21 protein-coding genes are annotated in these 26,485 nt (G+C 73.1%); 16 read left to right on the top strand and 5 right to left on the bottom strand.

All coding sequences use genetic code 11. The features are described 5' to 3' along the window. Positions 1 to 185 precede the first annotated feature (185 nt). Complete coding sequence (locus KGD84_RS22800; protein WP_220562435.1) at positions 186 to 1,439, bottom strand: ABC transporter substrate-binding protein; 1,254 nt, start codon at positions 1,437 to 1,439, stop codon at positions 186 to 188. 365 nt (positions 1,440 to 1,804) lie between these two features. Further along, positions 1,805 to 2,212, bottom strand: coding sequence for a PaaI family thioesterase (locus tag KGD84_RS22795; protein WP_220562434.1), 408 nt, complete (start codon positions 2,210 to 2,212; stop codon positions 1,805 to 1,807). 54 nt (positions 2,213 to 2,266) lie between these two features. Here KGD84_RS22795 and polA point away from each other — a divergent pair, with 54 nt between their 5' ends. The 4 genes from polA to KGD84_RS22775 all read left to right on the top strand — a co-directional run bounded on the left by polA (position 2,267) and on the right by KGD84_RS22775 (position 8,108). Continuing rightward, the gene (gene polA, locus KGD84_RS22790) at positions 2,267 to 5,011 is read left to right on the top strand and encodes a DNA polymerase I (RefSeq protein WP_220562433.1); all 2,745 of its coding nucleotides are present in this window, start codon (positions 2,267 to 2,269) and stop codon (positions 5,009 to 5,011) included. 20 nt (positions 5,012 to 5,031) lie between these two features. Next, positions 5,032 to 5,475: an alternative ribosome rescue aminoacyl-tRNA hydrolase ArfB gene (gene arfB, locus KGD84_RS22785; RefSeq protein ID WP_220562432.1), complete on the top strand. Its 444-nt coding sequence runs from the start codon at positions 5,032 to 5,034 to the stop codon at positions 5,473 to 5,475. Positions 5,476 to 5,935: 460 nt separating this feature from the next. Beyond that, entirely contained in the window at positions 5,936 to 7,426 is a 1,491-nt protein-coding gene (gene rpsA, locus KGD84_RS22780; RefSeq protein WP_220562431.1) for a 30S ribosomal protein S1, read from the top strand. Positions 7,427 to 7,616: 190 nt separating this feature from the next. Beyond that, on the top strand, positions 7,617 to 8,108 hold the full coding sequence (locus KGD84_RS22775) for a GNAT family N-acetyltransferase (RefSeq protein ID WP_220562430.1): 492 nt from the start codon (positions 7,617 to 7,619) through the stop codon (positions 8,106 to 8,108). Here the strand turns inward: KGD84_RS22775 and KGD84_RS22770 are convergent. Continuing rightward, positions 8,095 to 9,507, bottom strand: a complete 1,413-nt coding sequence (locus KGD84_RS22770; protein WP_220562429.1) for a hypothetical protein — start codon at positions 9,505 to 9,507, stop codon at positions 8,095 to 8,097. The two genes, KGD84_RS22775 and KGD84_RS22770, sit on opposite strands and share 14 nt — an antisense overlap. A 55-nt stretch (positions 9,508 to 9,562) precedes the next feature. On the opposite strand from KGD84_RS22770, the gene coaE reads away from it, so the two are divergent. Beyond that, positions 9,563 to 10,165 (top strand): dephospho-CoA kinase, encoded by a 603-nt coding sequence (coaE, locus tag KGD84_RS22765; protein ID WP_220562428.1) that lies wholly within the window; start codon positions 9,563 to 9,565, stop codon positions 10,163 to 10,165. 162 nt (positions 10,166 to 10,327) lie between these two features. Here the strand turns inward: coaE and KGD84_RS22760 are convergent, their stop codons facing one another. Together KGD84_RS22760 and KGD84_RS22755 are read right to left on the bottom strand one after the other, a co-directional pair. Next, complete coding sequence (locus KGD84_RS22760) at positions 10,328 to 11,371, bottom strand: hypothetical protein (RefSeq protein ID WP_220562427.1); 1,044 nt, start codon at positions 11,369 to 11,371, stop codon at positions 10,328 to 10,330. Between the two features lie 196 nt (positions 11,372 to 11,567). Continuing rightward, complete coding sequence (locus KGD84_RS22755; protein ID WP_255646750.1) at positions 11,568 to 12,749, bottom strand: hypothetical protein; 1,182 nt, start codon at positions 12,747 to 12,749, stop codon at positions 11,568 to 11,570. Positions 12,750 to 12,994: 245 nt separating this feature from the next. On the opposite strand from KGD84_RS22755, the gene uvrB reads away from it, so the two are divergent. The 11 genes from uvrB (at position 12,995) to scpB (ending at position 25,068) form a co-directional block, all read left to right on the top strand. Continuing rightward, positions 12,995 to 15,091: an excinuclease ABC subunit UvrB gene (uvrB, locus tag KGD84_RS22750; protein ID WP_220562426.1), complete on the top strand. Its 2,097-nt coding sequence runs from the start codon at positions 12,995 to 12,997 to the stop codon at positions 15,089 to 15,091. A gap of 147 nt (positions 15,092 to 15,238) precedes the next feature. Next, complete coding sequence (locus KGD84_RS22745) at positions 15,239 to 15,673, top strand: DUF3060 domain-containing protein (protein ID WP_220562425.1); 435 nt, start codon at positions 15,239 to 15,241, stop codon at positions 15,671 to 15,673. Positions 15,674 to 15,975: 302 nt separating this feature from the next. Beyond that, positions 15,976 to 16,971, top strand: a complete 996-nt coding sequence (locus KGD84_RS22740; RefSeq protein ID WP_220562424.1) for a GNAT family N-acetyltransferase — start codon at positions 15,976 to 15,978, stop codon at positions 16,969 to 16,971. 89 nt (positions 16,972 to 17,060) lie between these two features. Beyond that, the gene (locus KGD84_RS22735; protein ID WP_220562423.1) at positions 17,061 to 17,984 is read left to right on the top strand and encodes a hydroxymethylglutaryl-CoA lyase; all 924 of its coding nucleotides are present in this window, start codon (positions 17,061 to 17,063) and stop codon (positions 17,982 to 17,984) included. 595 nt (positions 17,985 to 18,579) lie between these two features. Continuing rightward, positions 18,580 to 20,220, top strand: a complete 1,641-nt coding sequence (locus KGD84_RS22730) for a CTP synthase (RefSeq protein ID WP_220562422.1) — start codon at positions 18,580 to 18,582, stop codon at positions 20,218 to 20,220. Between the two features lie 42 nt (positions 20,221 to 20,262). Beyond that, positions 20,263 to 20,928, top strand: a complete 666-nt coding sequence (locus tag KGD84_RS22725; RefSeq protein ID WP_220562421.1) for an NUDIX domain-containing protein — start codon at positions 20,263 to 20,265, stop codon at positions 20,926 to 20,928. Then, complete coding sequence (locus tag KGD84_RS22720; RefSeq protein ID WP_220562420.1) at positions 20,925 to 21,965, top strand: tyrosine recombinase; 1,041 nt, start codon at positions 20,925 to 20,927, stop codon at positions 21,963 to 21,965. The genes KGD84_RS22725 and KGD84_RS22720 overlap by 4 nt, the downstream gene beginning before the upstream one ends. A gap of 218 nt (positions 21,966 to 22,183) precedes the next feature. Beyond that, positions 22,184 to 23,143: a ParA family protein gene (locus KGD84_RS22715; RefSeq protein ID WP_220562419.1), complete on the top strand. Its 960-nt coding sequence runs from the start codon at positions 22,184 to 22,186 to the stop codon at positions 23,141 to 23,143. Next, positions 23,140 to 23,532 (top strand): hypothetical protein, encoded by a 393-nt coding sequence (locus tag KGD84_RS22710; RefSeq protein WP_220562418.1) that lies wholly within the window; start codon positions 23,140 to 23,142, stop codon positions 23,530 to 23,532. Before KGD84_RS22715 ends, KGD84_RS22710 begins: the two co-directional genes overlap by 4 nt. A 121-nt stretch (positions 23,533 to 23,653) precedes the next feature. Further along, positions 23,654 to 24,496 (top strand): segregation and condensation protein A, encoded by an 843-nt coding sequence (locus KGD84_RS22705; RefSeq protein WP_220562417.1) that lies wholly within the window; start codon positions 23,654 to 23,656, stop codon positions 24,494 to 24,496. Continuing rightward, complete coding sequence (scpB, locus tag KGD84_RS22700) at positions 24,493 to 25,068, top strand: SMC-Scp complex subunit ScpB (RefSeq protein ID WP_220562416.1); 576 nt, start codon at positions 24,493 to 24,495, stop codon at positions 25,066 to 25,068. Before KGD84_RS22705 ends, scpB begins: the two co-directional genes overlap by 4 nt. Positions 25,069 to 26,485 lie beyond the last annotated feature (1,417 nt).

Genomic DNA, 26,485 nt, shown 5'->3' with positions numbered 1-26,485 from the left:
TGTGGCCGCTCCCGGGCGGGGGAGGAGACCCGTTGGGGCGGAGGGGGTGCGATGCCCTCCGGGTGTGGCTGGCCCCCAGGGGGGTCCCCTGCGGCGGGAGTGCTGTGATGCCCTCGGGTGGGTGGGGGAATGGGGAGCGCCCCGGGCCTGGGGCCCGGGGCGCTTGGGGGTGGTGGGTGGTGGTGTTACTCGTTGACCGAGTACTCCTCGAAGCCGAGGGTCTCGTATCCCTCTTCGCCGAAGTGGAAGATCTGGAAGGTCGCGGAGGTCGGGTCGCCGTTGTCGTCGAAGTCGATGTTGCCGCTGGCGCCCTGGTAGTTGATCTCCTCGCCGTCCGCGAGCAGGTCGCGGCACTCGGCGAAGGTGGTGCACTCGGTGCCCTCGGGGGCGCTGACGTTGGGCAGCTCGGCGACGTAGTCGGCCGGGGCGATGCTGCCGGCGGCCTCGGCGGCCAGGGCGATCACGGTGACGCAGTCGAAGACCTGCGGGCCGAACTGGAAGGTCTCCAGGTCCGGGGCGAACTCGGCCAGGCTGTCGTTGAACGCCTCGTTGTCGGCGCCGGGCGCGACACCGGTGATGCCGGTGACGATCTCGGGGTCGCTCTCGTTGACGGAGGTGCCCAGCTCGGGGCTGTTGAGGCCGTCGGTGATGTAGAGCTGGTCGCCCTCGGTGCCGGTCTCCAGGAGCTCGGCGATGACCTGGGCGCCCTCCTCGAAGGAGATCAGGGCGACGGCGTCGGCCTCGGCGTCGTTGACGGCGCTGACCACGGAGCTGAAGGTGGTGGTGTCGGGGTCGTAGGTCTCGTTGGCCACGACCTCGGCGCCCAGGTTCTCCAGCTCGGTCTGGAGGCCGCCCGCGTAGCCGGCGCCGTAGTCGTCGGCGCGGGAGACGATGGCGATGCTCTGGTGGCCGTCCTCGACGATCTTGCGCGCCATGACCGGGCCGGAGAGCAGGTCGCTGGGGGCGGTGCGGAAGTAGTAGCCGCCGTCGTCGATGTCGGTGAGGTCCGGGGCGGTGTTGGAGCCGGAGCACTGGACGATCTGCGAACCGGTGATGGTGTCGTAGGTCGCCTGGGTCATGCCGGAGGCGGCGGCGCCGATGACGGCGTTGACGCCGTCGGAGACGAGCGAGTTGGCGGCCTCGTTGGCCTGGGCGGCGTCGCCGGCCTCGTCGCCCTGGGTGGGGGCGGGGACCTCGGTGCCGAGGATGCCGCCGGCCGCGTTGATCTCCTGGATCGCGTACTCGGCACCGGCCAGCTGGGGCGGGCCGAGGAAGGCGAGGCTGCCGGTCTGGGGGTAGAGGATGCCGAACTGGAAGGCTTCGCCGCCGCCGGCGCTGTCGCCGCCGCCGTTTCCATCCTCACCGCCGCCACACGCGGTCAGCCCCAGTACCAGGGCCGCGGTTGCGGCAGTGAGGCCTAGGACCTTCTTGCTTGCCATGATGTGGTCACTCCGTTCAACCGGCGAGCACGTGCTGCGTGGTGCAGCCGTGCCGGATGGTGCTCTTGCGCCCTGATGCCCGCGATGTGTGGCATGACTTAATCGAGAGCGTTAGCGGAGCTTAATCACGGAAGTTCATGGTTCGAAAGCGTGGAATGCGCGTTGGTGCCGACTCGCCGTCAGGCTGTTATGGCTCTGTAGTCATCCCGGGCATCGTCTGGACGGTGGTTCTGCCTGGGTGGGCGCGGGGTGACAAAGTGTCGCGGCGGTGCGCGGGCAGGGGTCCGAGCGTCGAACTTTGCGGTCGGGTTACAGGGCGACTTCACAGTGTTGTGAAGGCGCCCTGTTTTCGGTCGGCCGTATTTTCAGTTGTTCGGCAGTTCCCGCAGCATGCAGGTGAGGCGGGACGTGCACACCTTGCGGTCCTGGTCGTCGGTGATGGTGATGTCCCAGGTGGCCAGGGTGCGGCCGAGGTGGACGGGGGTGGCGACGCCGGTCACGTGTCCGTCGGTGGCCGAGCGGTGGTGGGTCGCGTTGATCTCGATGCCGACGGCGACCTTGCCGAACTGCTGGGCGTGGAGGGTGGATCCGATGGATCCCAGGGATTCGGCCAGGACGCAGGAGGCGCCGCCGTGCAGGAGGCCGAAGGGCTGGGTGTTGCCCTTGACGGGCATGCGCCCGACGACGCGTTCGGCGGAGGCCTCGGTGATCTCGATGCCCATGCGCTCGGACAGGCCGCCGTCGGCGAGCAGCTTCCGCATCTCGGGGTCCATGGTGTTCCGCCTTTCGGTCGTCGAAGTGTCCGCGTCGCATCCTAGGATTCATCTGTGGTGACCAATCGTGAGACCCCCGAGACATCGCAGGCCGGCGGACGTCCCCGCCTTCTCCTCCTGGACGGCCACTCGATGGCCTTCCGCGCGTTCTTCGCGCTGCCGGTGGACAAGTTCGGCACGAGCACCGGGCAGTCGACCAACGCCGTGTACGGCTTCGCGTCGATGCTGGTGAAGCTGCTCAGAGACGAGGAGCCCACCCATGTCGCGGTGGCGTGGGACCTGTCGGGGCCCACGTTCCGGCACGAGGAGTACGCCGAGTACAAGGACGGGCGTTCGGAGACGCCGCCGGAGTTCCCCTCCCAGGTGCCGCTCACCCAGGAGCTGATGCGGCTCATCGGGGTGGCCAACCTGTCCTCGCCGGGCTTCGAGGCCGACGACGTCATCGCGACGCTGGCCCGTATGGGCGGCGAGGCGGGCGCGGAGGTGCTGATCGCCTCCGGCGACCGGGACGCGTTCCAGCTGGTCACCGATTCGTGCACGGTGCTGTACCCGGGCAAGAGCCTGTCGGACCTGCGCCGGATGGACCCGGCGGCGGTGGAGGAGAAGTACGGGGTGTCCCCGCAGCGGTACCGCGACCTGGCGGCGCTGGTGGGGGAGAAGGCCGACAACCTGCCGGGCGTGCCCGGGGTGGGCCCCAAGACGGCGGCGAAGTGGATCGTCAAGTACGGCTCGCTGGACGGGCTGGTCGAGCACATCGACGAGATCGGCGGCAAGGCCGGGCAGAACCTGCGCGACCACCTGGACGACGTGCTGCGCAACCAGCGGCTCAACCTGCTGGCCACCGACGTGGACCTGGGGGTGGGTCTGGACGACCTGCTGCTGGGGCGGGCGGACCGGGCGGGGGTGGACGCCCTGTTCGACAACCTGGAGTTCGCGTCCAACCTGCGTGAGCGCCTGTACGCGGTGGTGGCCCTGGAGGAGGCCGCCGCGGAGGCCCCGGCGGGCGAGGGCTTCGAGGTCGACCTGACGGTGGCCGGGACCGGGACGCTGGCGGCCTGGCTGACCGAGCACGCGGCCGCCGACGACGTCACCGCGGCGGCGCCGGCCGGCCTGGCCCTGGAGGGGGCGTGGGGCGCCGGCACCGGCCGGGTGGACGGGCTGTCCATCGCGGTGGCGTCGGGTGCGGCGGTGTCGGTGGACCCGGCGCTGATGGACGCCGCGGACACCGAGGCGCTGGCGGCGTTCCTGGCCGACCCGGAGCGGCCGGTGGCGGTGCACGAGTACAAGGGGGCGCTGCTGGCGCTGGGCGCCCACGGCTGGGACCTGGGCGGGGTGGTGAGCGACACCGCGCTGGCCGCGTACCTGGTGCAGCCGGGGCAGCGCCGGTTCGACCTGGTCGACCTGTGCCGCAAGTACCTGGGGCGGGAGCTGGAGGAGGAGGCCCCCGGCGACCAGCTCGCGCTGGACCTGGACGGTGGCGGGTCCACCGGCCGCTGGCAGGCCCTGGCGGTGCGGGCGGCGGCCACCCGGGACCTGGCGGCGGTGCTGGCGGCCGAGGTCGACAAGCGCGGCGGCGCGCACCTGCTGAGCGGGGTGGAGCTGCCGCTGGTGCCGGTGCTGGCGCGCATGGAGCGGGCCGGGATCGCGGCCGACCGCGCCTATCTGGAGGAGCTGCAGGGCGAGTTCGCGTCGGCGGCGCGGGCGGCGGTGGAGCGGGCGCACGAGATCGTGGGCCGGGAGTTCAACCTGGGTTCGCCCAAGCAGTTGCAGCAGGTGCTCTTCGAGGACCTGGGGCTGCCGCGGACCAAGAAGATCAAGACGGGGTACACCACCGACGCGGACGCGCTGACGTGGCTGGCGGCCCAGACCGACAACGAGCTGCCGGGGGTGCTGCTGCACCACCGCGACCAGACCAAGCTGCGGACCACGGTCGAGGGGCTCATCAAGACGGTCGCCGACGACGGGCGCATCCACACGACGTTCAACCAGACGGTGGCGGCGACCGGGCGGCTCAGCTCCACCGATCCCAACCTGCAGAACATCCCGGTGCGCACCGACGTGGGGCGGCGCATCCGGCGGGCGTTCGTGGTGGGGGAGGGGTACCAGGAGCTGCTCACCGCGGACTACAGCCAGATCGAGCTGCGGATCATGGCGCACCTGTCGCAGGAGAAGGCGCTGATCGACGCGTTCAACAGCGGCTACGACTTCCACGCGCAGATGGCGGCGCAGGTGTTCGACATCGAGGTGGGGGACGTCGACGGCGAGGCCCGGTCGCGGATCAAGGCGATGAGCTACGGGCTGGCGTACGGGCTGAGCGCCTACGGGCTGTCGCAGCAGCTGGGCATCACGCCGGAGGAGGCGAAGAAGCTCATGGAGGACTACTTCGCCGAGTTCGGCGGGGTGCGCGACTACCTGAACGCGGTGGTGGAGGAGGCCCGCAGGGTGGGGTACACCGAGACCATCCTGGGGCGGCGCCGGTACCTGCCGGACCTGACCAGCGACAACCGGCAGCGGCGGGAGATGGCCGAGCGGATGGCGCTCAACGCGCCCATCCAGGGGTCGGCCGCCGACATCATCAAGGTGGCGATGCTCCAGGTGGACGCGGCGCTGGCCGAGAGCGGGGCCGCCTCCCGGGTGCTGCTGCAGGTGCACGACGAGCTCGTGGTGGAGGTCGCCCCGGGCGAGCGGGAGGCGGTGGAAAACCTCGTGCGCCACGAGATGAGCACCGCCTATGATCTGCGTGTTCCGCTGGCCGTGTCGGTCGGCGGCGGACGCAGCTGGCACGACGCCGCGCACTAGCGGGGGAGGGGGACGGTGACGTGAACACGGGAGCCGCCGGGGACGGCGGTCTGGTCGTGGGGCCGGTCACCGTCCCCGCCGATGCCCTGGCGTGGCGGTTCTCCCGCTCGTCGGGGCCGGGCGGGCAGCACGTCAACACCTCCGACACCCGGGTGTCGCTGTCGCTGGACGTGGCGGGGTGCGCGGCGCTGGGTCGGACCCGGCGCGAGCGCGCCCTGGAGCGGCTGGCGGGGCGCCTGGTGGACGGGGTGCTGACGGTGTCGGTGCAGACGCACCGGTCCCAGGCCCGCAACCGGGCGGAGGCGCGGGAGCGGATGGCCGCGCTGCTGGCGGAGGCGATCGCGCCGCCGCCGCGCGAGCGCAGGGCGACGCGTCCGGGCCGGGCGGCGCGGCAGCGCCGGCTGGACGCGAAGAAGCGCCGCGGGGACATCAAACGGTCACGCTCTCGGCCGACTTCGGACTGACCGGAACCGGTGCGGGGGGCGTCCGGTGATGCCGGGTGACCGTCCCCGTACGGACCGCACCGATCGGTCCGGAGGGCCGCGGGAGCCCCTGTGGGGTCAGGCGTCCACCCAGTTCACGGGTGACGGTGCCGCCTAGTTGATCTTCACCTGTGCCTCGGGTACATTGCCGCCATTGCGATCTTCGCCGGGTTGGCGCTCCAGGGTTCCGATTGACCAGGAAGCCCTTGTCTCATATGCTGGCCGGAGCGTTGTGGGTTCGTGCGCCGTCTGATGTCTCCCGCCAGGGAGGCCGAGGGGCGGCACCACCAAAGTCCACGCTTCTGGACCCGGCGGTCGGTCGCTGCGGAAGGCTCCTTTCCGCGGTGGCACCGTTCCTCTCCTTCAGGATGACGGATCGGCGGGCTCGGATCTGCGGCGTGCCCATCTTCTGAATCTGTCCGTATCCGGAGTCCACCCACAAATGACGAGCAGCACCGAGGCCACCTCGACACCCCAGGTAGCGGTCAACGACATCGGGTCCGAGGAAGCCTTCCTCGCGGCGATCGACGAGACCATCAAGTACTTCAACGACGGTGACATTGTCGAGGGCACCATCGTGAAGGTCGATCGAGACGAGGTCTTGCTCGACATCGGCTACAAGACCGAGGGTGTGATCCCGTCCCGGGAACTCTCGATCAAGCACGACGTCGACCCCGGTGAGGTCGTCGCCGTCGGCGACCAGGTCGAGGCCCTGGTCCTCCAGAAGGAGGACAAGGAAGGCCGTCTGATCCTGTCCAAGAAGCGCGCCCAGTACGAGCGCGCCTGGGGCACGATCGAGAAGATCAAGGAGGAGGACGGCGTCGTCACCGGCACCGTCATCGAGGTCGTCAAGGGTGGTCTCATCCTCGACATCGGCCTGCGCGGCTTCCTGCCCGCCTCCCTGGTCGAGATGCGCCGCGTCCGCGACCTGCAGCCGTACGTCGGCCGCGAGCTCGAGGCCAAGATCATCGAGCTGGACAAGAACCGCAACAACGTGGTCCTGTCCCGCCGCGCCTGGCTCGAGCAGACCCAGTCCGAGGTCCGCCAGACGTTCCTCAACACCCTCCAGAAGGGCCAGATCCGCAAGGGTGTGGTCTCCTCGATCGTCAACTTCGGTGCGTTCGTGGACCTGGGCGGCGTCGACGGCCTGGTGCACGTCTCCGAGCTGTCCTGGAAGCACATCGACCACCCGAGCGAGGTCGTCGAGGTGGGCCAGGAGGTCACCGTCGAGGTGCTGGACGTCGACATGGAGCGCGAGCGCGTCTCCCTGTCGCTGAAGGCGACCCAGGAGGACCCGTGGCAGCAGTTCGCCCGGACCCACCAGATCGGTCAGGTCGTCCCGGGTAAGGTCACCAAGCTCGTCCCGTTCGGCGCGTTCGTCCGCGTCGAGGAGGGCATCGAGGGCCTGGTCCACATCTCCGAGCTGGCCGAGCGCCACGTCGAGGTGCCCGAGCAGGTCGTCCAGGTCGGCACCGAGATCTTCGTCAAGATCATCGACATCGACCTCGACCGCCGCCGCATCAGCCTCTCGCTGAAGCAGGCCAACGAGAGCGTCTCGCCGGACCAGGTGGACTTCGACCCCACCCTGTACGGCATGGCCGCCGAGTACGACGAGCAGGGCAACTACAAGTACCCCGAGGGCTTCGACGCCGAGACCGGCGAGTGGCTCGAGGGTTACGAGGCCCAGCGCGACGAGTGGGAGCGCAGCTACGCCGAGGCCCAGGCCCGGTTCGAGGCGCACCGCAAGCAGGTCGAGGAGGCCCGCGCGGCCGAGGCCGAGGCGGCCAACGCCCCGGTCGAGGCCGAGGAGGAGGACTACACCGGCGGGTCCCAGGGCTCCGGTTCCGGTTCGGAGTCCGCCTCCAGCGGCGCCCTGGCCTCCGACGAGGCCCTGGCCGCCCTGCGCGAGAAGCTCGCCGGCGGCGACGCCTGACCGGTTCGGTGAACCGTTCGGCGGGTCCCGTCCGCGGGACCTGACAGCCTGACGAAGGGCCGTCCCCACCAGGGGGCGGCCCTTCGCCGTGCCCTGGGGCGGGGCCGTGGGGCCGGGAGCGCGCCGCTCCGCGGCCGATCGGGCTAGTCTCGTGCCGTGCCCCGGCGGGCGGGGCGTGTGAGGAGACGGCGTGTTCGAGATCCACCCGGCCACCCCCGCCGACGCGGGGGAGATCCACACCCTGCAGCGGGCGGCGTTCGTCGACGAGGCCCAGGCCTACGGGGACCCGTTCATCCTGCCGCTGACCGAGACCCTGGAGCGGGTGGAGCGGCTGCTGGCCGACCCCGGGTCCCTGGTGCTCAAGGCCGTCGAGGGGCACCGGATCATCGGCGCGGTGCGCGCGCAGGTCACCGGCACCACCGGGGTGGTGGGCCGGCTGGCGGTGGCCCCGGACCGGCGGCGGCGCGGGGTGGCGGCCGCGCTGCTGGAGCGGATGGAGGAGGACCTGCGGGGCCTGCGGCCCGACCTGGCGGCGCTGACCCTGTTCACCGGGGCGCAGAGCGCGCAGAACCAGCTCCTGTACCGGCGTGCGGGCTACGCGGTGACGCACCGGGAGCGGGTCGCCGACCACCTGGTGATGGTGCACATGCGCAAGGAGCTGGCGGCGGTCACCTCCGGTTGAGGGGGTGGGCGCGCCCCCATCCGGTCAGGGCCAGGAACCAGCAGAAGAACGCGACCAGGTACAGGTAGAAGGCCACCGTCGCGTCGCCCCGCGCGACGAAGAAGAGCCCGGGGGCGACCCACCACGCGATCGTCTCCCACAGCTCGTACAACCCCCAGGACAGCATCGCGGTGATGTAGCCCGAGGCCAGGAGCATCCCGGCCATCCGCTTCGGCGTCCAGCGTTCGGCGTGGCGCAGGCGCACCCACAGCAGGACGCAGGCCGACACGACGGGGCCCGAGGCGAAGAGCAGCACCGTTCCCGCGGCGGGGTACAGCAGGGCGGCCCAGGCGGCGCCGAGTGCCGCCAGCCCCGCCACCGCGTACAGCAGGCGGACGAGCGGGCGGGCGGGCTCGTAGGGCCGGGGCTTCGCGGGTGCGGCCCGGCTCCAGCGCAGGATGCGCTCGATGCGCGGGTGGAGCCTGCGCAGGCGCTTGTCGCGCTCGGCGGTGAGAGCGTGCACCGTACGGCCCGTCGCCCTCCGGCCGCGGGCGGCGAGGACGGCCCGGTGGGCCTGGAGGGCGGCACGGGCCAGGGGCGCCAGGACGGCGGCCTCCGCGGCGTACGGATCAGGGCCGGGCAGGGGGCCGCGGGCCAGGTCGCGGCGGATCCGGCGGCGGCGCAGCAGCATGATGCGGCCGGCCCGCCACTCGTGGTCGCGCAGGCGGCCCAGGACGCCGCCGGCACCGGGCAGGGGCGCTCCGGTGCGCTTCAGCTCGTCGAAGGCGTCGACGCACGCGCGCAGGTCGGCCAGCGCCTGCTCGCGCGGGTGCAGCGGGCGGGTGGCGCGCAGGCCGCCGGGCTCCTCGGCGGCGGGCACCCACGGAGTGGCGGGCAGCAGGTGGGGGGTGATGTGGTCGACCCCGTGGACGGACCGCCGTTCCCGGGACCAGTGGCGGGCGCCGGCCAGGGCGGCGACGGCGAGGACGGCCGAGAGCAGGGCGGCTCCGGCCCCGGGGCCCGCGATCAGCTCCCGGACGGAGAGGTACAGCAGGTGGGCGGCCGCGGCGCAGGCCGCGGCCAGACAGAGGCCCAGGGCGGTGAACAGGACCGGGGCCGCCCACCGCGGTCCGCCCAGCGCGGGGGAGAACGTCCGGGGCCGGGCGTACACGGCGACCGCGCCCGCGCAGCCCGCCGCCCCCAGGCCCAGCAGGAGCCCGCCGGCCCAGGAGGGCGCCGGGACGAGCAGGGCGAGGGCGGCCGCGTACATGTGGACGCCGGCCGTCCACAGGTGGGCGCGGACCGGGTCGGGCGGGTCGAGCGCCCGGGAGGGGGCGGCCAGGCCGTCGAGCCGGGCGGTCAGCCGGGCGACCCGGTCCGGGGGAAGGCCGGGGCGGACGGTCGGCCGGGGTGCGGTCACGGGGTCTCCGGGGGGTGGGGGGCGGTGGAAGGGCGGCGGTCACTAGGGTCGTGACATGCTGAAAGTGGGACTCACAGGGGGGATCGGCTCGGGTAAGAGCGCGGTCTCCGCGGAACTGGCCGAGCACGGGGCCGTGGTGATCGACGCCGACGCGATCGCCCGCGAGGTGGTGGAGCCCGGCACACCGGGCCTGGCGGCGGTGGTCGAGGAGTTCGGGGAGGGCGTGCTCGCCCCGGACGGGAGCCTGGACCGGCCCCGGCTGGGGGAGATCGTGTTCGCCGACGAGGCGCGGCTGGCACGGCTCAACGCCATCGTGCACCCGCTGGTGGGCGAGCGCAGCGCGGAGCTGATGGCGCGCGCCGAGGCGGCCGGCGCCCCGGTGGTGGTGTACGACGTGCCGCTGCTGGTGGAGAACGGCCTGGAGTCGCTGTACGACGTGGTGGTGGTCGTCGACACCCCCGACGAGGTGCGGGTGGACCGGGTGGTCCGGAGCCGGGGCATGGACCCTGAACAGGTGTGGGCGCGGATCCGGGCGCAGGCCGACCGGGAGACCCGGCTGGCGGCGGCGGACCTGGTGGTGGACAACTCCGGGACCCGGGAGCAGCTCACGGAGCGGGTCGCGCAGGTGTGGGAGGAGCTGCTGGCCAGGGCGTCCTGACCGGGCACCGGCGCGGTGGCGCCCGGCCGGGCACGGGGGCGCCCCGGGGCCGCGGGGCCGGGTGCGGTGCGGGCTCGCATGGGGGTCGCCTCGGGGTCGGGGTGGGGAGGGCGGACGCGGGGGCGTCCGCCCGTCGGCGGGTCGGGTGGAGCGGCCCGGCCCCTACGGCGGTGCCTGCTCGGCCCGCGCGTGCAGGCCGCCGGCGCCGGTCGCGGCGAGGACCCAGCAGACCAGCGCGGCCAGACCGTACAGTCCGGCGGTGACGGCGTCCCCCGGTGCGGCGGCGGAGGCCTGCGGGGCGAGCCGCGCGAACAGGAGCGCCAGTGCGCCGTGGAGGTGGTCGGCCAGCGCGCCGCCGACGAGGAGGCCGACCAGGGCGACGCCCGCCAGGTACAGGCGCGAGGTCCCGGGGTCGTACCGCAGATTGCTCCACACGATGAAGGCGCCCACGGCGGCCCCGCACACGATCGCCAGGTGCACGGTGGCGTACGGCTGGGAGAGGGCGGACAGTCCGGCGGGCACCAGGACCAGGCCCGTGAGCGCGGTGGCCGCCCGGGACGACGGCCGGGCCCGTGCGCGCCGGACCGGGCCGGGGAGCAGGGCGGGGATCCCGCCGGCCCCGCGCGGCCGCGCGTCGGCGTGCTCGCGCGGTGCGCGCGGTCCTCCGTCCGCCACGGCGTCCTCAGCGGCGGTCCCGTGCGCCTCGATCCCCCGCCGCAGCTCCCGGACCCGGTCCAGGTAGGCGGCGCCGTACCGGTCGGGCTCTTGGGCGGCCCGCCGGGCCGGCGCGCCCAGGCGGACGGCCTCCTCGGCCTCCTCCGGCCGGTCCTCCTCGGAGAAGGGGATCTCCGTGTCCGGGTCGGGGACGAGGATCCGGATGACGTGGGCCGCGTAGACCTGCGCCCACTCCGCCCGGCGCATCAGCCCGGTCGCCCACGCGGCGTCCGGGTCGGGGGCGAGGACGCGCTCGGCCTCGGCGGCGCTGTCGGTGGCCTCCTGGAGGAGGAGCAGGTAGGGGGTCTCCGGCCAGGTCCCGGGCGGCCCGCCGCCGACGGGGTCGGGGTGGGGGTACAGGTAGGGGGCGGCCGCGAGCGCGGCGACGCGTTCGTCGACGCTCCGGGGCCGGTGCGGTCCGGGCCGCGGTGTTCCGGGCGGGGGCGCGGAGCCGGGGTCGTGGTCGGGGTTGGGCGTGGGACGAGCGTGCATGGGCCGCCTCGGCGTTGAGGTCGGTCGGGGGACGGGGTGCCGGAGCGGGGGCGGCCTCGGGGTGGGATGCCCCCATGATGTCCGGGGGCGGGGCCCGGAAAACGGGAATGGCCGCTACCGGCCGCGCGCACGGCCCTCGGCCGGGCAGGGCGGAGCGCGCCCCGGCGTCCGTGCGCGGGGGCGGGTGCGGACGGCCTCAGTCCTCCGTCGGCTGCGGGGCCGCGGGTTCGGGGGACCGGGCCTGACGTGGTCGGGGGATGTCCAGGGGCTCGCGGCGGGTCTGCCCGGCCTCGGGGTGAAGCGCCGCCGACAGGGAGGACCCGGCGTCCACGGCCTCGCGCACCAGTTCCTCCCGGACCGAGTGGGCGGCCCGCACGCTGAGCAGGCTGTCGTCGATCTCGTCGGTCTGCATGGCGCCGCGCGCGGTGCTCAGGGCCAGGTCGGCGTACTCGGCGGCGCGGTCGGCGATGGCCTGGCACTGCTCCCACTCGCGGTGGGCGGTCACCGCGGCGTGGACGCGCTCGCCGTAGTCGGCCAGGACGCCGATGCGTTCGGCCAGGGCGGCGTGGGCGCGGGCCACCGCCTCCTCCTGCGGCTGCAGGGCCCGGGTGACCTGCCGGGACACCGCCTCCCGCTTGCGCTGGACCAGCTCGCGGCGCAGGGCGCGCAGCCGCAGCAGCTCCTGCGACATGCGCCATTCCTCCTCGCGGAGCAGCGGCAGGGTGTGGGCGGCGTCGAAGGAGGCGCCCAGCACGCGGGTGCCCTCCTCGACGCGGTCGGTGGCCTGCTGCAGGCGGGCGAAGAGGTGGGCCTCGGGCTCCTCGTGCCGGGTGGCGTAGCTGTAGGGGCGGCCGAAGTCCTCGGGCAGCACGTACCGGCGGCGGTTCTCCGAGGCCAGCCGGGGCAGCATGCCCGGGCGCATGATCGCGCCGGCCCCGCCCCCGGCGACGGCCAGGTAGAGGGCGGCGGCGGAGGCGCTGCCGGGGACGGCGGCGGCCAGGGGTTCCAGGGCGTTGCCCAGGACCAGGTGGCCGGTCAGGACGGCGGCGGCGGACAGCGGCAGCGCCCAGAAGCCGTGCATGAGCAGGTCGGCCCAGTCGTCGGCGAGCGAGCCCCGGTCGGAGACCAGGCCCAGGACGACGGCGGTGACGATGAGGCACAGCAGGGCGATGAGCGGGGTGGCCGCACCGGGCACGAGCAGGGCGAGCGCGGCCAGGGAGGCGCCGCCGGCGGCGGTGAGGGCGGCGCCGCGGCGCCAGGTGAGCCGTGAGGAGGGGCCGACCGAATCCGGCAGCAGCCGCTCGGGGTGGGCGTGCAGACGGGCGATCGTCCGGCGCGGCAGGGTCGGATCGAAGGTGGGTCGGGAGGGGTGGGACACGGCTGGCACCTCTATTCCGGGGGCACGGTTTCCGGGGGTACAGTGCGCTGATTTCGATGGTAACCCCGGGATCCCCGCCCGGTCAGGGGTCTTCGGCGGGCTGTGGACGGACGGTCCGGCCGCCGGTGCCGCGGGGGAGGCGCGTCGGCCTCCGGCCGCGGGATGTCCTGGGCGGTCGGTAGCGTTAGGGGGACGGGGGCCCGTGTGCGGGGTCGGGCCCCGGGCGACGAGGGGATGAGGGCGACGTGCGACCGGTCACCGAGATCAAGCGCAGTGAGAACCCGTTCGAGGTGGTCTCGGACATGCGTCCGGCGGGCGACCAGCCCAAGGCGATCGAGGAGATCACCCGGCGGGTGCGCGGCGGCGACCCGCACACGGTGCTGCTGGGCGCGACCGGTACCGGCAAGACGGCGACGGTCGCCTGGACCGTGGAGCAGCTGCAGCGGCCGACCCTGGTGATGCAGCCCAACAAGACGCTGGCCGCGCAGTTCGCCAACGAGCTGCGGCAGATGCTGCCGAACAACGCCGTCGAGTACTTCGTGTCGTACTACGACTACTACCAGCCCGAGGCGTACGTCCCCCAGAGCGACACCTACATCGAGAAGGACTCCTCGATCAACGACGAGGTGGAGCGGCTGCGCCACTCGGCGACCAACTCGCTGCTCACCCGCCGGGACACGATCGTGGTGGCGTCGGTGTCGTGCATCTACGGCCTGGGCACGCCGCAGGAGTACGTGGACCGGATGGCGCAGCTGTCGGTGGGCATGGAGGTGGACCGCGACGACCTGCTGCGGCGCCTGGTGGAGATGCAGTACACCCGCAACGACATGGCGTTCACGCGGGGCACGTTCCGGGTGCGCGGTGACACGATCGAGATCATCCCGGTGTACGAGGAGCTGGCGATCCGCATCGAGATGTTCGGTGACGAGGTCGAGCGGCTGCTCACCCTGCACCCGCTGACCGGGGAGGTGCTGGGGGAGAGCGAGGAGATGTTCATCTTCCCCGCCTCGCACTACGTGGCCGGCGAGGAGCGCACCGCGCGGGCGGTGCAGACGATCGAGGCGGAGCTGGGCGAGCGGCTCGCGGAGCTGGAGGGCCAGGGCAAGCTGCTGGAGGCGCAGCGGCTGCGCATGCGCACCACCCACGACCTGGAGATGATCCGCCAGCTGGGGACGTGCTCGGGCATCGAGAACTACTCGCGGCACTTCGACGAGCGCCCCCCGGGCAGCGCGCCCAACACGCTGCTGGACTACTTCCCCGACGACTTCCTGCTCGTGCTGGACGAGTCGCACGTGACGGTCCCGCAGATCGGGGCGATGTACGAGGGCGACGCCTCCCGCAAGCGGACCCTGGTGGACCACGGCTTCCGGCTGCCGTCGGCGCTGGACAACCGGCCGCTGAAGTGGGAGGAGTTCGTCGGGCGGATCGGGCAGACGGTGTACCTGTCGGCGACCCCGGGCCGCTACGAGCTGCGCCAGAGCGCGGGCGACGTGGTGGAGCAGGTCATCCGGCCGACCGGCCTGGTGGACCCGGAGGTACTGGTCAAGCCCACCGAGGGGCAGATCGACGACCTGGTGCACGAGATCCGGGTGCGGGCCGAGCGCTCGGAGCGGGTGCTGGTCACCACGCTGACCAAGAAGATGGCCGAGGACCTCACCGACTACTTCGCGGAGCTGGGCATCCGGGTGCGGTACCTGCACAGCGAGGTGGACACGCTGCGCCGGGTGGAGCTGCTGCGGGAGCTGCGGGTCGGCGAGTTCGACGTGCTGGTCGGCATCAACCTGCTGCGGGAGGGCCTGGACCTGCCCGAGGTGTCGCTGGTGGCGATCCTGGACGCGGACAAGGAGGGCTTCCTGCGGTCGGAGACCTCCCTGATCCAGACCATCGGCCGGGCGGCGCGCAACGTCGCGGGCCAGGTGCACATGTACGCGGACAACGTCACCGACTCGATGCGGGCGGCGATCGAGGAGACCACCCGGCGCCGCGAGAAGCAGCTGGCGTACAACACCGAGCACGGTATCGACCCGCAGCCGCTGCGCAAGCAGATCGCGGACATCCTGGACTCCCTGAACCGGGAGGACGTGGACACCGAGGAGCTGATGGCGAGCGGGTACCGCGGTGCGGGCGCGGCGGCCAAGGCCCCGGTCCCGGCGCTGGGCGAGCGGGGCGTGGACGCGGCGAACATGCCGCGGGCCGAGCTGGCGGGCCTCATCGACCAGTTGAGCGGGCAGATGCACCAGGCGGCGGCGGACCTGCGGTTCGAGCTGGCGGCCCGGCTGCGGGACGAGATCGGGGAGCTCAAGCGGGAGTTGCGGGGCATGGACGCGGCCGGGACCCCCTGAGCCGTGGGGCTTCCCGCCCCGGTCGGTCTCGGTCCGGATACGGTGGGGCAACGATAGGGTCGCGTAGTTACCTCCGCGTGACATAATCTTGGTCTTGCGCAGGATGTATGTCGCAATTGCCGGATGAATCCGGGTGTGGGGGAAACGATGAGGGCTCGACTCCAGGTGGTCGCCGGCGGCGCCGTGCTGCTGGGCACCATGCTGACCGGGTGCGGCCTGGCCTTCGGCCGCGAGCAGATCGAGGGCCCCGACCTGCCGCCCGGGTCCGACGCCGTCACGATCCCCGAGGAGAACGTCGACGCCCACGACGTGCTCATCGTCGTGGACGACGGCTCCGAGATCCACGAGGAGTGCGAGGGGCGCGAGGTCGTGGTCTCGGCCGACGACGCCGTCGTGGTGCTCGACGGGTCCTGCGGCGTGGTCCGCGCCACCGGCCGCGGCTCCACCGTCGACGTGGGCTCGGCCGACAAGATCGTGCTGGTCGGAGTGGACAACACCATCTCCTTCGCGGGCGGCGAGCCCACGATCGTCAACCAGGGCCGCAACACCACCGTCGCCGAGGGCGGGGTCGCCCAGGAGTGACCCCCGCGGCGCCCGGGCGGCGCGATCCCGTGTCACGACGGGATTCCGTGTCGCCGGATTGACCGCCCCGCCACCTGAGAGTGACCTTCGATCGGTTACGGTGGTCAGCGTCCACGTCCGCGTCGGCGCGGAGGAGGGCCACAGATCGGGCGGATGCCACCACCGAGGGTGAACTTTCGGTGTCGGTCGGCTGTATCGTTCCCCCGTCCGACTCTGAGGCGGTACGGTCGTTTCGTCCCGCCCGTCGTCGGGGCGGCACGACGGCGGGGGCGGACACGTGAGACCCGCTAGGGGAGGGGTGGATGAGCGGTTATGTCGCCCGGGTGCGACATGATGAGTCGCCCGGAGGCGATGCGGGCCTCGACCCGCTGGTGCGGTCCGCCGCCCAGCGCTGGGCGGCCGCGGACCCCCTGCTGCCCGAACCGGTGAGCTTCGCCGCCGACTCCTACCCCCTGCTGACCGTCAGCGACGAGGACGGCCGCACGGTCGCGGCGGGCGCCATGCACTACACCTGGTACCAGCCCGGCGAGGTCGGCCGGATCTGGGGCGTGCCCGACCAGCACTGGCTGACCCCCATCGTCGGCGGCCCCGAGCCCTCCCGCGCCCTGGACTCGCTGCTCACCAGCTGGCGCGACCAGCTGGAGGACCTGCCCACCGGCACCGGCTCGGAGTCGGCCGCCCTGGTGAGCTGGCCCGCCCGCGACGTCTGCGGCATCATCCCGCTCCAGCGCCACGGCCTGCAGCCCTACACCGTGCTCGCCGCGCGCCAGCGCCGCCGCGGCGTGCCACCGTCGCTGCCGCCGCGCGACGTCACCATCCGCCTGGCCGACCGCAGCGACCTCACCCAGGTGGTGGGCCTCCTCATGGAGGAGCACCGCTACGAGCAGCACTTCGGCGGCGTCTTCCTCCAGCCCGACACCGCCGAGCAGACCCGCAAGGTGGCCGCCCGCGCCCTGGAGCGGGACCGCTCCTGGATCTGGCTGGCCGAGCGGCGCGGCCGCGCCGTGGGCCTGCTGTGGGTGTCCCCGCCCGAGCGGTCCCGCTGGGCCAAGTCCCTGGTCAAGGCGCGCCCGATCGCGCACATCGGCTACGGCGTGGTCACCGCCGCCGAACGCGGCAACGGCATCGGCACCGCCCTGGTCGGCCAGGCCCACCAGGCCCTGGACAGCCACGGGGTGGGCGTCTCGGTGCTCAACTACGCCGCCATGAACCCGCTGTCGGGCCCGTTCTGGCACCGCATGGGCTACCGCCCGGTCTGGACGACCTGGGAGATCCGCCCCGCCCTCGCCCTGCGCTGACCGCGGGCCGACCGGCCCCGCCTCCCGGGGCCCGCGGCCCCCTGGGCTAGCCTGTGCGCGAACGCACGGGCGCGTGGGAGGGGACGGACATGACCGTGGACGACCGGGGGCCGGCGGGCGGCGAGCACGTCGAGATCGTCGAGGTGGGGCCGCGCGACGGGCTGCAGAACGAGGCGAAGGTGCTCTCGGTCGAGGACCGGATCGCGATGATCGACCGGGCCGCCGACGCGGGACTGCGCCGTATCGAGGCCGTCAGCTTCGTCAACCCCAAGAGGGTCCCGCAGATGGCCGGGGCCGAGGAGATCATGAAGGGCGTGCGTCGCGCCCCGGGCGTCTCCCACATCGGGCTGGTCCTCAACCGGCGCGGCCTGGACCGGGCGCTCGAGGCCGCGGTGTCGGAGGTGAACGTCGCGGTGCCCGCCACCGACGGGTTCTGCGTGCGCAACCAGGGCACCACCGTCGACGGGATGCTCGACGCGCTGGCCGACATCGACCGGGCCCTGGAGGGCACCGGCGTCCCGCTGAGCGTCACCGTGTCGACGGCGTTCGGCTGCCCCTTCGACGGGGAGGTGTCCACGGAACGGGTGGTGGAGGTGGTGCGGCGCGTCGCCGACACCTCGGCGGTGGAGATCGCGCTGGCCGACACCATCGGCGTGGGCGTGCCCCGCCAGGTCACCGAACTCGTGGGGGCGGTGGCCGCCGTCGCCGGCGGGCGCACGCTGCGCTGCCACTTCCACAACACCCGCAACACCGGCTACGCCAACGCCTGGGCGGCGGCGGAGGCCGGGGTGCGGGTGCTGGACTCCAGCGTGGGCGGGTTCGGGGGCTGCCCGTTCGCGCCCGCCGCGACCGGCAACATCGCCACCGAGGACCTGCTGTACCTGCTGCACCGCAGCGGCCTGCACACGGGCGTGAGCCTGTCGGCGGCCGCCGCCCTGGGCGACTGGACGGGCGAGCGCCTGGACAAGGCGCCCCCGGCCTACCTGGGCCGCGCCGGGGACTTCCCCGCCTGACCGGCCGGCCCCGCCGGGGCACGGCCTTCTCGGGCGGGGGTGGTGGTGCGCGCCCCCGTGGGGCTCTTCGCGCCCTTCGCGGCGGGTCCTCTCGGCCCCGCCGGGGCGGTCGTACGCGCTCGGCGGGAACCTGCGTGTTCCTTCGCGCCCTTCGCGGCGGGTCCTCTCGGGGCCCGTCGGCCAGGGCGGTCGTACGCACTGGGCGGGGACCGGGGCGCGGCCCCCGCCGGACGGGACCGAGCGACGGGTGGGGCCTGTGGTGTTCGTCGCGGAGCGGGGGCGGAGCCGGAAGGAGCGGCGGCGGCCGGGAAGCCCCTTCCGGCGGGCGTTTGCGCGACCGTGACGCACACGACACGGCCGCCGCCGCGGGGGCGCCTTCCCCTGGCCCCCGGGATCGCCGCAGGTCGCGGTGGGAACAGCGGCCCCGGGAAAGGTGTTCTGCGGATGTGGTTCCGCGGGGGCCTGTTATCCTGGTGCCCCGTGGATGTCCGGGCGGACCGAAGCGATGATCCCACCGCCTCGGAACCGGACCGCCGCACGGCCGCTCTGGCTCCTCCGAGCCCGCCGTAGCCACTCAACCCACGGGAGCAACACTTTGGCATCCGCCGCGAGTACCAAGCACCTTTTCGTTACTGGCGGCGTCGCCTCCAGTCTGGGCAAAGGCCTCACCGCTTCGAGCCTCGGCCGGCTCCTGAAGTCGCGCGGGCTGCGGGTCACCATGCAGAAGCTGGACCCGTACCTCAACGTGGACCCCGGCACGATGAACCCGTTCCAGCACGGCGAGGTGTTCGTCACCGACGACGGCGCCGAGACCGACCTGGACGTGGGCCACTACGAGCGCTTCCTCGACACCGAGTTGTCGGCGACCGCGAACGTCACCACCGGGCAGATCTACTCCAGCGTCATCGCCAAGGAGCGGCAGGGCGCCTACCTCGGCGACACCGTGCAGGTCATCCCGCACATCACCAACGAGATCAAGTCGCGCATCTACGCGATGGACGACCCCGAGGTCGACATCGTCATCACCGAGATCGGCGGCACGGTCGGCGACATCGAGTCGCAGCCGTTCCTGGAGGCGGTCCGCCAGATCCGGCACGAGATCGGCCGCGACAACTGCTTCTTCCTGCACGTCTCGCTGATCCCCTTCCTGGGCCCCTCGGGCGAGATGAAGACCAAGCCGACCCAGCACTCGGTCGCCGCCCTGCGCAGCATCGGCATCCAGCCCGACGCCATCGTGTGCCGCTCGGACCGGCCCATCACCCAGAGCCTGAAGGCCAAGATCAGCCTCATGTGCGACGTGGACGAGGCAGGCGTGGTCTCCACCCCCGACGCCCCGTCCATTTACGACATCCCCAAGGTCCTGCACCGCGAGGGCCTGGACGCCTACGTCGTGCGCCGCCTGGGCATGCCGTTCCGCGACGTGGACTGGACCGAGTGGGACTCGCTGCTGCGCCGCGTGCACCAGCCCGACCACGAGGTCACCATCGCCATGGTCGGCAAGTACATCGACCTGCCCGACGCCTACCTGTCGGTCTCCGAGGCGCTGCGCGCCGGCGGGTTCGCCACCGACACCCGGGTGAACATCCGCTGGGTCGCCAGCGACAACTGCGCCAGCCCCTCGGGCGCGGCCGCCGAGCTGGACGGCGTCGACGGCATCCTCATCCCCGGCGGGTTCGGCGTGCGCGGCATCGAGGGCAAGATCGGCGCCATCCGCTACGCCCGCGAGAACCGCGTCCCGCTGCTGGGCATCTGCCTGGGCCTGCAGGCGATCGTCATCGAGTACGCGCGCAACGTGCTGGGCCTGGAGGGCGCCAACAGCACCGAGTTCGACGACAAGGCCGTCGACCCGGTCATCGCCACCATGGCCGACCAGGAGGACGTGGTCTCGGGCGAGCGCGACATGGGCGGCACCATGCGGCTGGGCCTGTACCCCGCCGACCTGGGCGAGGGCACCCTGGCGCGCGACCTGTACGGGGGCCAGGCGCAGGCGTCCGAGCGCCACCGCCACCGGTTCGAGGTCAACAACGCCTACCGGCCCAAGCTGGAGGAGGCGGGTCTGGTGTTCTCCGGGCTGTCCCCGGATGGCAAGCTGGTGGAGTACGTCGAGCTGCCCCGGGACGTCCACCCGTTCTACATCGCCACGCAGGCGCACCCGGAACTGCGTTCCCGGCCGACCAAGGCCAACCCGATGTTCCGCGGTCTGATCGCGGCGGCCTTGGAGAACAAGAAGTCCTGAAGGTGGGGCCGGGCGGGGCACGAGCCTGAGAGGCGAGAGCATATGAGTCACACCCGCCCGGCCGGAACCGACAACACGGGGGCGGACGCGAAGATCGCGGACGCCCCCGCGTCGTGGCCGGTGGAGCGGTCCGAGGACCGCTTCCGCTCCCGCCTGGTGGGCATGCGCACCGACTGGGTGCGGATGCCCGGCCCGGGCGGCCGCGGTACGAGCCTCGCCGCCCGCGACTACATGGAGCACCCGGGGGCCGCGGCCGCGCTGGCCCTGGACGACGCTGGCCGGGTGCTGCTGCAGCGCCAGTACCGGCACGCCACCCGGCACACGCTGTGGGAGCTGCCCGCCGGGATCATCGACGGCGAGGGCGAGGGTCCGCTGGCCACCGCCCGCCGCGAGCTGGTGGAGGAGGCGGGGCTGCGCGCCGACACCTGGCACGAGCTCGCCGACTTCTTCCCCAGCCCCGGCTTCTCCAACGAGCGCATTCACGTATTCCTGGCCCGCGGGCTGTCGGAGGTGCCGGCCGAGGAGATCGACTTCGAGCGCCAGCACGAGGAGGCCGACCTGGTCGCCGAGTGGGTGCCGCTGGACGAGGCGGTGGGCCTGGCCCTGGCCGGGCGGCTGCACAACGGGGCGACGGTGATCGGCGTCCTGGCCGCGCACGCCGCCTCCCGCGAGGGCTTCACCGGCCTGCGCGAGCCCGCCGAGCCGTGACGGGCGCGGGCGGCCCCTCCGGGGTGGAGCGGGTGTGCGCGGCGTTCCTGGACCACCTGAGCGCCGAGCGGGCGCTGGCCGACAACACGCTGGCGGCCTACCGCGCCGACCTGCGCCGGTACCGGGAGTACCTGGCCGCGGCGGGGGTGGACTCGGTCGACCTGGTCACCCCCGCCGTGGCGGGCTCCTTCGTGCGGGCCCTGCGCGAGGGCGGGGACGGGCGGGCGCCGCTGGCGGCGGCGTCGGCGGCGCGCACCCTGGCCGCCGTGCGCGGCCTGCACCGGTTCGCGGTCCGCGAGGGGCGGGCCGCCGCCGACCCCACCGCCGACCTGGCCCCGCCCGCCACCCCGATGCGGCTGCCCAAGGCGGTCCCGGTGGAGACGGTCGAGCGCCTGCTGGCGGCCGCCGGACCGGTGGAGGCCCCCGTCGCCGCCGGCGACCGGGCCGCCCTACTGGCGCTGCGCGACCGGGCCCTGCTGGAGCTGCTGTACGGGACCGGCGCGCGCATCTCCGAGGCGGTCGGCGCCGACGTGGACGACGTGGCCGACGCCGTCGGCCTGGACGCCCCCGTGCCCGAGGACCACGTAGGGCTGGTGCGGATCACCGGCAAGGGCGGCAAGGAGCGGATGGTCCCGGTGGGCTCCCACGCCCGGCGGGCGCTGGCCGCCTACCTGACGCGGGCCCGGCCGGTGCTGGCCCGCGCCGGGCGCGGCCGGGGCGGCCCGGCGCTGTTCCTCAACGCCCGCGGCGGCAGGCTCACCCGGCAGGGCGCCTGGGGCGTGCTGGGGGCGGTGGCCGAACGCGCGGGGGTGACGGGGGTGTCCCCGCACACCCTGCGGCACTCCTTCGCCACCCACCTGCTCGACGGCGGTGCGGACATCCGGGTCGTGCAGGAGCTCCTGGGGCACAGTTCGGTCACCACTACACAGGTCTACACACTTGTGACAGTCGACCGGCTGCGCGAGGTCTACGCGGCCAGCCATCCGCGCGCGCACCGCCGCGGCGGCTCCGACCTGCGGGAAAGCCCCCAGGGGTAGGGGATCGCGCGTGACCGGATATGTGCGTTCGGTTTCCCTCCGGGGCGAGGACGTGGGATTCTACACTCGGGTTTCATTGAAGTGCGTCGTGTCGGCGTTCTAGAGTCGCCGCACAGAGGTACGTTGCTGTCGACATATTGAGTTTCCGACGGCCGCCAGGCTCCAGGGGCACGGCATCCCTTCGGGCCGTGGCCGGTCCGTAGGGGAGGTCCAGGGTTGTGAACTGGTCGGAGAACGACGCCGCCGCGCACGGCGCGGCCGTCGGCGAGCAGGAACTCGCCGACCCGGTGACCAACCCCTGGGGCACGACACGCAACACGGGGGCCGATCTGCACGCGTCAAGACCTGAACGGACCTATCCGGTGCCAGAGCCCATCGACGAACACGGCCCGGCACGGATTGTAGCACTCTGTAACCAGAAGGGCGGGGTCGGCAAGACCACCACCACCATCAACCTCGGCGCCGCCATCGCCGAGTACGGCAGACGGGTGCTGCTGGTCGACTTCGACCCGCAGGGAGCCCTGTCGGTCGGGCTTGGCCGGCTCGACCCGCGCGAGCTGGACCTGACCGTCTACAACCTGCTCATGCAGCGGGACGTGACGGTCGAGGACGTCCTGCTCAAGACGGACATCGACGGCCTGGACCTGATCCCGAGCAACATCGACCTGTCCGCCGCCGAGGTGCAGCTGGTCGGCGAGGTGGCCCGCGAGCAGATGCTCGGCCGGGCGCTGCGACCGGTGATCGACGACTACGACGTCGTCCTCATCGACTGCCAGCCCTCGCTGGGCCTGCTCACCGTCAACGCCCTCACCGCCGCCGACGGCGTCATCGTGCCGCTGGAGTGCGAGTTCTTCGCGCTGCGCGGTGTGGCCCTGCTCATGGACACCATCCAGAAGGTCCAGGAGCGGCTCAACGAGCGCCTCGTCATCGACGGCTTCCTGGGCACGATGTACGACCCGCGCACACTCCACGCCCGCGAGGTCCTGTCCACCATCATCGACGGCTTCGGCGACAAGGTCTACGGCACGGTCATCAACCGCACCGTGCGCTTCCCGGACGCCACCGTGGCGGGCGAGCCCATCACCAGGTTCGACTCCTCCTCGGCCGGCGCCAACGCCTACCGGGAACTGGCCAAGGAGGTGCTGGCGAGGTGGCCTCTCAGCGGTCGCGGCGCGTGACCCTACCCGGGGCGGACGAACTGTTCTTCCGCCCCAGCGGCACCGAGGTGGACGCGGTGCCCGACACGGAGACCGAACGCCAGTACACGGCACCGGAACAGCGAAGGACCGAGCCCCGGACGCGCCCCGCGCGCGCCAAGGGCTCCACCAGGGTGGTCGACGGCGCACCCAAGCCCAGCGGCAGGCAGCGCCACGACGAGAAGATCACCGTCTACATCTCCGGGCCCGAGCTGCTGGCCCTGGAGCAGACCCGGCTGTCGCTGCGCGCCGAGCACGGGCTGTCCGCCGACCGGGGCCGCCTGGTCCGTGAGGCGGTCGCCGTCCTGCTCGCCGACTTCGAGGAGCACGGGCCCGCCAGCATGCTGGTGCGGCGGCTGAGCGAAGACTGAACAACGCCCGCCCGGTGTCGGAGGGGACATCGGGGGGCGGGGACGACCGAGGGTGTCACCGGCGGGGGCTGGCCGGTGACACCCTTGTGTGCATGGGTTACGACGACGAGGGGCCGGGGGTATGACGGGGGGACCTCCGGACGAGGCCGTGGAGGCGGGCGAGAACGCCTTCCTGGTGCACCTGGACAACTTCGAGGGGCCGTTCGACCTGCTGCTGGGGCTCATCGCCAAGCACAAGCTCGACATCACCGAGGTGTCGCTGTCGAAGGTCACCGACGAGTTCATCGCGCACATCCGCGCCCACGGGGAGGCCTGGGACCTGGACCAGGCCAGCAACTTCCTGCTCGTGGCCGCCACCCTGCTGGACCTGAAGGCGGCCCGGCTGCTCCCGCGCGGCGATGTGGAGGACGAGGAGGACCTCGCCCTGCTGGAGGCCCGCGACCTGCTGTTCGCCCGGCTGCTGCAGTACCGGGCGTACAAGGAGGTCGCGGCGTTCCTGCGCGACCGGCTGGGGGCGCAGGGCCGCCGGTACGCGCGCGCCGTGCCGTTGGAGGAGCGGTTCGAGGCGCTGCGCCCGGAGGTGCTGTTCAAGCTGGGGCCGCAGGAGTTCGCGGCGCTGGCCGGGATGGTGTTCACCCCCAAGGAGCCGCCGAGCGTCCCGGTCACCCACATCCACCAGCCCAAGACCTCCGTCAAGGAGCAGGGCGAGCTGATGGTGGCGGTGCTGCGCGAGCGGGGGAGCATGACGTTCGCGGAGCTGGCCGCCGAGTGCGACGGTACCTTCGAGGTCATCGCGCGGTTCCTGGCGCTGCTGGAGCTGTACCGGGCCGCGAACGTGGGCTTCGACCAGCCCGAGCCGCTCGGGGAGCTGGTCGTCACCTGGACCGGCGGCGAGGGCGAGGTCGAGGTGGACAGCGAGTACGACGCCGATCCGGCGGACGCGGAGAAGGGGGAGGACGAGTGACCGTGGAGGAGACCGCCGAGGTGCCGCCGACCCTGCGCCGCGACCTGGAGGCGGTGATGATGGTGGTGGACCAGCCGGTCTCGGAGTACGACCTGGCCCGCGCGCTGGGGGTGCCGGTGGCGGTGGTCTCCGAGACCCTCGAATCGCTGTCGCGGGAATACACCGAGCAGGGCAGGGGTTTCGACCTTCGGGCGGTGGCCGACGGCTGGCGCGTGTACACGCGGCCGGAGTGCGCCGACATCGTGGAGCACTTCCTCAAGGAGGGGCAGGAGGTGCGGCTGACCCAGGCCGCGCTGGAGACGATGGCGGTGGTGGCCTACCGCCAGCCGGTCTCCCGTGGCAGGGTCTCTGCGGTCCGCGGTGTCAACTGCGACGGCGTCATGCGTACCCTCGTACTGAGGGGGCTGATCGAAGAGTCCGGTCACGACCCGGAGTCCGGTGCCCTGCTGTACCGGACCACCTCCTATTTCCTGGAACGGCTCGGCCTGCGCAGCCTCGACGAGCTGCCGGATCTGGCACCGTTCCTGCCCGACGACATCGAAGGTCTAGACGACACCGGTGAGCACACCTAACGACAGTTCCCGCGGTGCGCGGGACTACGCCCCGCGCGGTGAGCGCGGCGATCGAAACGACAACGGCGGCGGCCGCGACCGCCGCGACGAACGAGGTCCCCGGGGTGGGGACGACCGCGGCCGCGCAGGCCGCTCCTACGGCGGGGACCGCGGCGGATTCCGCGGCCCGCGCGACGGTGGTGACTCCCGTGGCGGGCGTGACTTCCGTGGTACTGGTGGGGGCCGCAGCGGCGGCCGTGATTTCCGTGGCGCAGGTGAGGGACGTTCCATGAGTGATTCTCGTGACGGTGGAGACCGTCGTTCCTACGGCGACCGCGACTCCCGTGGCGGACGTGACTCCGGCGGCTACGGCGGCGGGCGTTCCTACGGCGGCTCCCGTGAGGGCGGCGACCGTGGTGGTTACCGCGGCGGGCGCGACGGTGGCGACTCCCGTGGCCAGGGTGGCTTCCGGGGTGGCCGTGACGGTGGGGACCGTGGCCGTGGCGGCTACGGGGGTTCCCGTGACGACCGTGGCGGGCGTTCCTTCGGCGGTTCGCGTGAGGGCGGCTTCCGCGGCGGGCGCGACGGCGACGACCGGCGTTCCTTCGGTGACCGCGACTCGCGCGGTTCCGGCGGCCGTTCCTTCGGCGGCTCCCGTGAGGGTGGCGACCGCGGGGGCTACCGCGGCGGACGTGACGGCGACGACCGCCGTTCGTTCGGTGACCGCGACTCGCGCGGTCCCGGCGGGCGCTCCTTCGGCGGCTCCCGCGAGGGCGGCTTCCGGGGTGGCCGTGATGGCGGGGACCGTGGCCGTGGCGGCTACGGGGGTTCCCGTGACGACCGTGGCGGGCGTTCCTACGGTGGCTCCCGTGAGGGTGGCGACCGCGGGGGCTTCCGCGGTGGGCGCGACGGCGACGACCGCCGTTCCTTCAGCGGTTCGCGTGAGGGCGGCGACCGTGGTGGTTACCGCGGTGGGCGTGACGGCGGCGACCGTGGTGGTTACCGCGGTGGGCGTGACGGTGGCGACTCCCGTGGCCAGGGTGGCTTCCGGGGTGGCCGTGATGGCGGGGACCGTGGCCGTGGCGGCTACGGGGGCTCGCGTGACGACCGTGGCGGGCGCTCCTACGGTGGCTCCCGTGAGGGTGGCGACCGTGGTGGTTACCGTGGCGGGCGTGACGGCGACGACCGCCGTTCGTTCGGTGACCGCGACTCGCGCGGTCCCGGCGGCCGTTCCCACGGCGGTTCCCGCGACGACCGCGGCGGGCGTTCCTTCGGCGGCTCCCGCGAGGGCGGCTTCCGTGGTGGGCGTGACGGTGACGACCGTCGTTCGTTCGGTGACCGCGACTCGCGCGGTCCCGGCGGGCGCTCCTTCGAGGGCGACCGGGACGCGCGTCCCAAGAAGCCCCGGCACAAGATCGACCACTCCGGCGACCTCCCC

Source organism: Nocardiopsis changdeensis (genome assembly GCF_018316655.1).
Taxonomy (GTDB): domain Bacteria; phylum Actinomycetota; class Actinomycetes; order Streptosporangiales; family Streptosporangiaceae; genus Nocardiopsis; species Nocardiopsis changdeensis.
This window is presented reverse-complemented; position numbering and strand designations above follow the sequence as displayed.

Excerpts from the sequence above, each read along its gene's own strand:
- KGD84_RS22800 (WP_220562435.1), bottom strand. The coding sequence starts at position 1,439 with ATGGCAAGCAAGAAGGTCCTAGGCCTCACTGCCGCAACCGCGGCCCTG.
- KGD84_RS22795 (WP_220562434.1), bottom strand. The coding sequence starts at position 2,212 with ATGGACCCCGAGATGCGGAAGCTGCTCGCCGACGGCGGCCTGTCCGAG.
- rpsA (WP_220562431.1), top strand. The coding sequence starts at position 5,936 with ATGACGAGCAGCACCGAGGCCACCTCGACACCCCAGGTAGCGGTCAAC.
- coaE (WP_220562428.1), top strand. The coding sequence starts at position 9,563 with ATGCTGAAAGTGGGACTCACAGGGGGGATCGGCTCGGGTAAGAGCGCG.
- KGD84_RS22760 (WP_220562427.1), bottom strand. The coding sequence starts at position 11,371 with ATGCACGCTCGTCCCACGCCCAACCCCGACCACGACCCCGGCTCCGCG.
- KGD84_RS22745 (WP_220562425.1), top strand. The coding sequence starts at position 15,239 with ATGAGGGCTCGACTCCAGGTGGTCGCCGGCGGCGCCGTGCTGCTGGGC.
- KGD84_RS22740 (WP_220562424.1), top strand. The coding sequence starts at position 15,976 with ATGAGCGGTTATGTCGCCCGGGTGCGACATGATGAGTCGCCCGGAGGC.
- KGD84_RS22735 (WP_220562423.1), top strand. The coding sequence starts at position 17,061 with ATGACCGTGGACGACCGGGGGCCGGCGGGCGGCGAGCACGTCGAGATC.
- KGD84_RS22725 (WP_220562421.1), top strand. The coding sequence starts at position 20,263 with ATGAGTCACACCCGCCCGGCCGGAACCGACAACACGGGGGCGGACGCG.
- KGD84_RS22705 (WP_220562417.1), top strand. The coding sequence starts at position 23,654 with ATGACGGGGGGACCTCCGGACGAGGCCGTGGAGGCGGGCGAGAACGCC.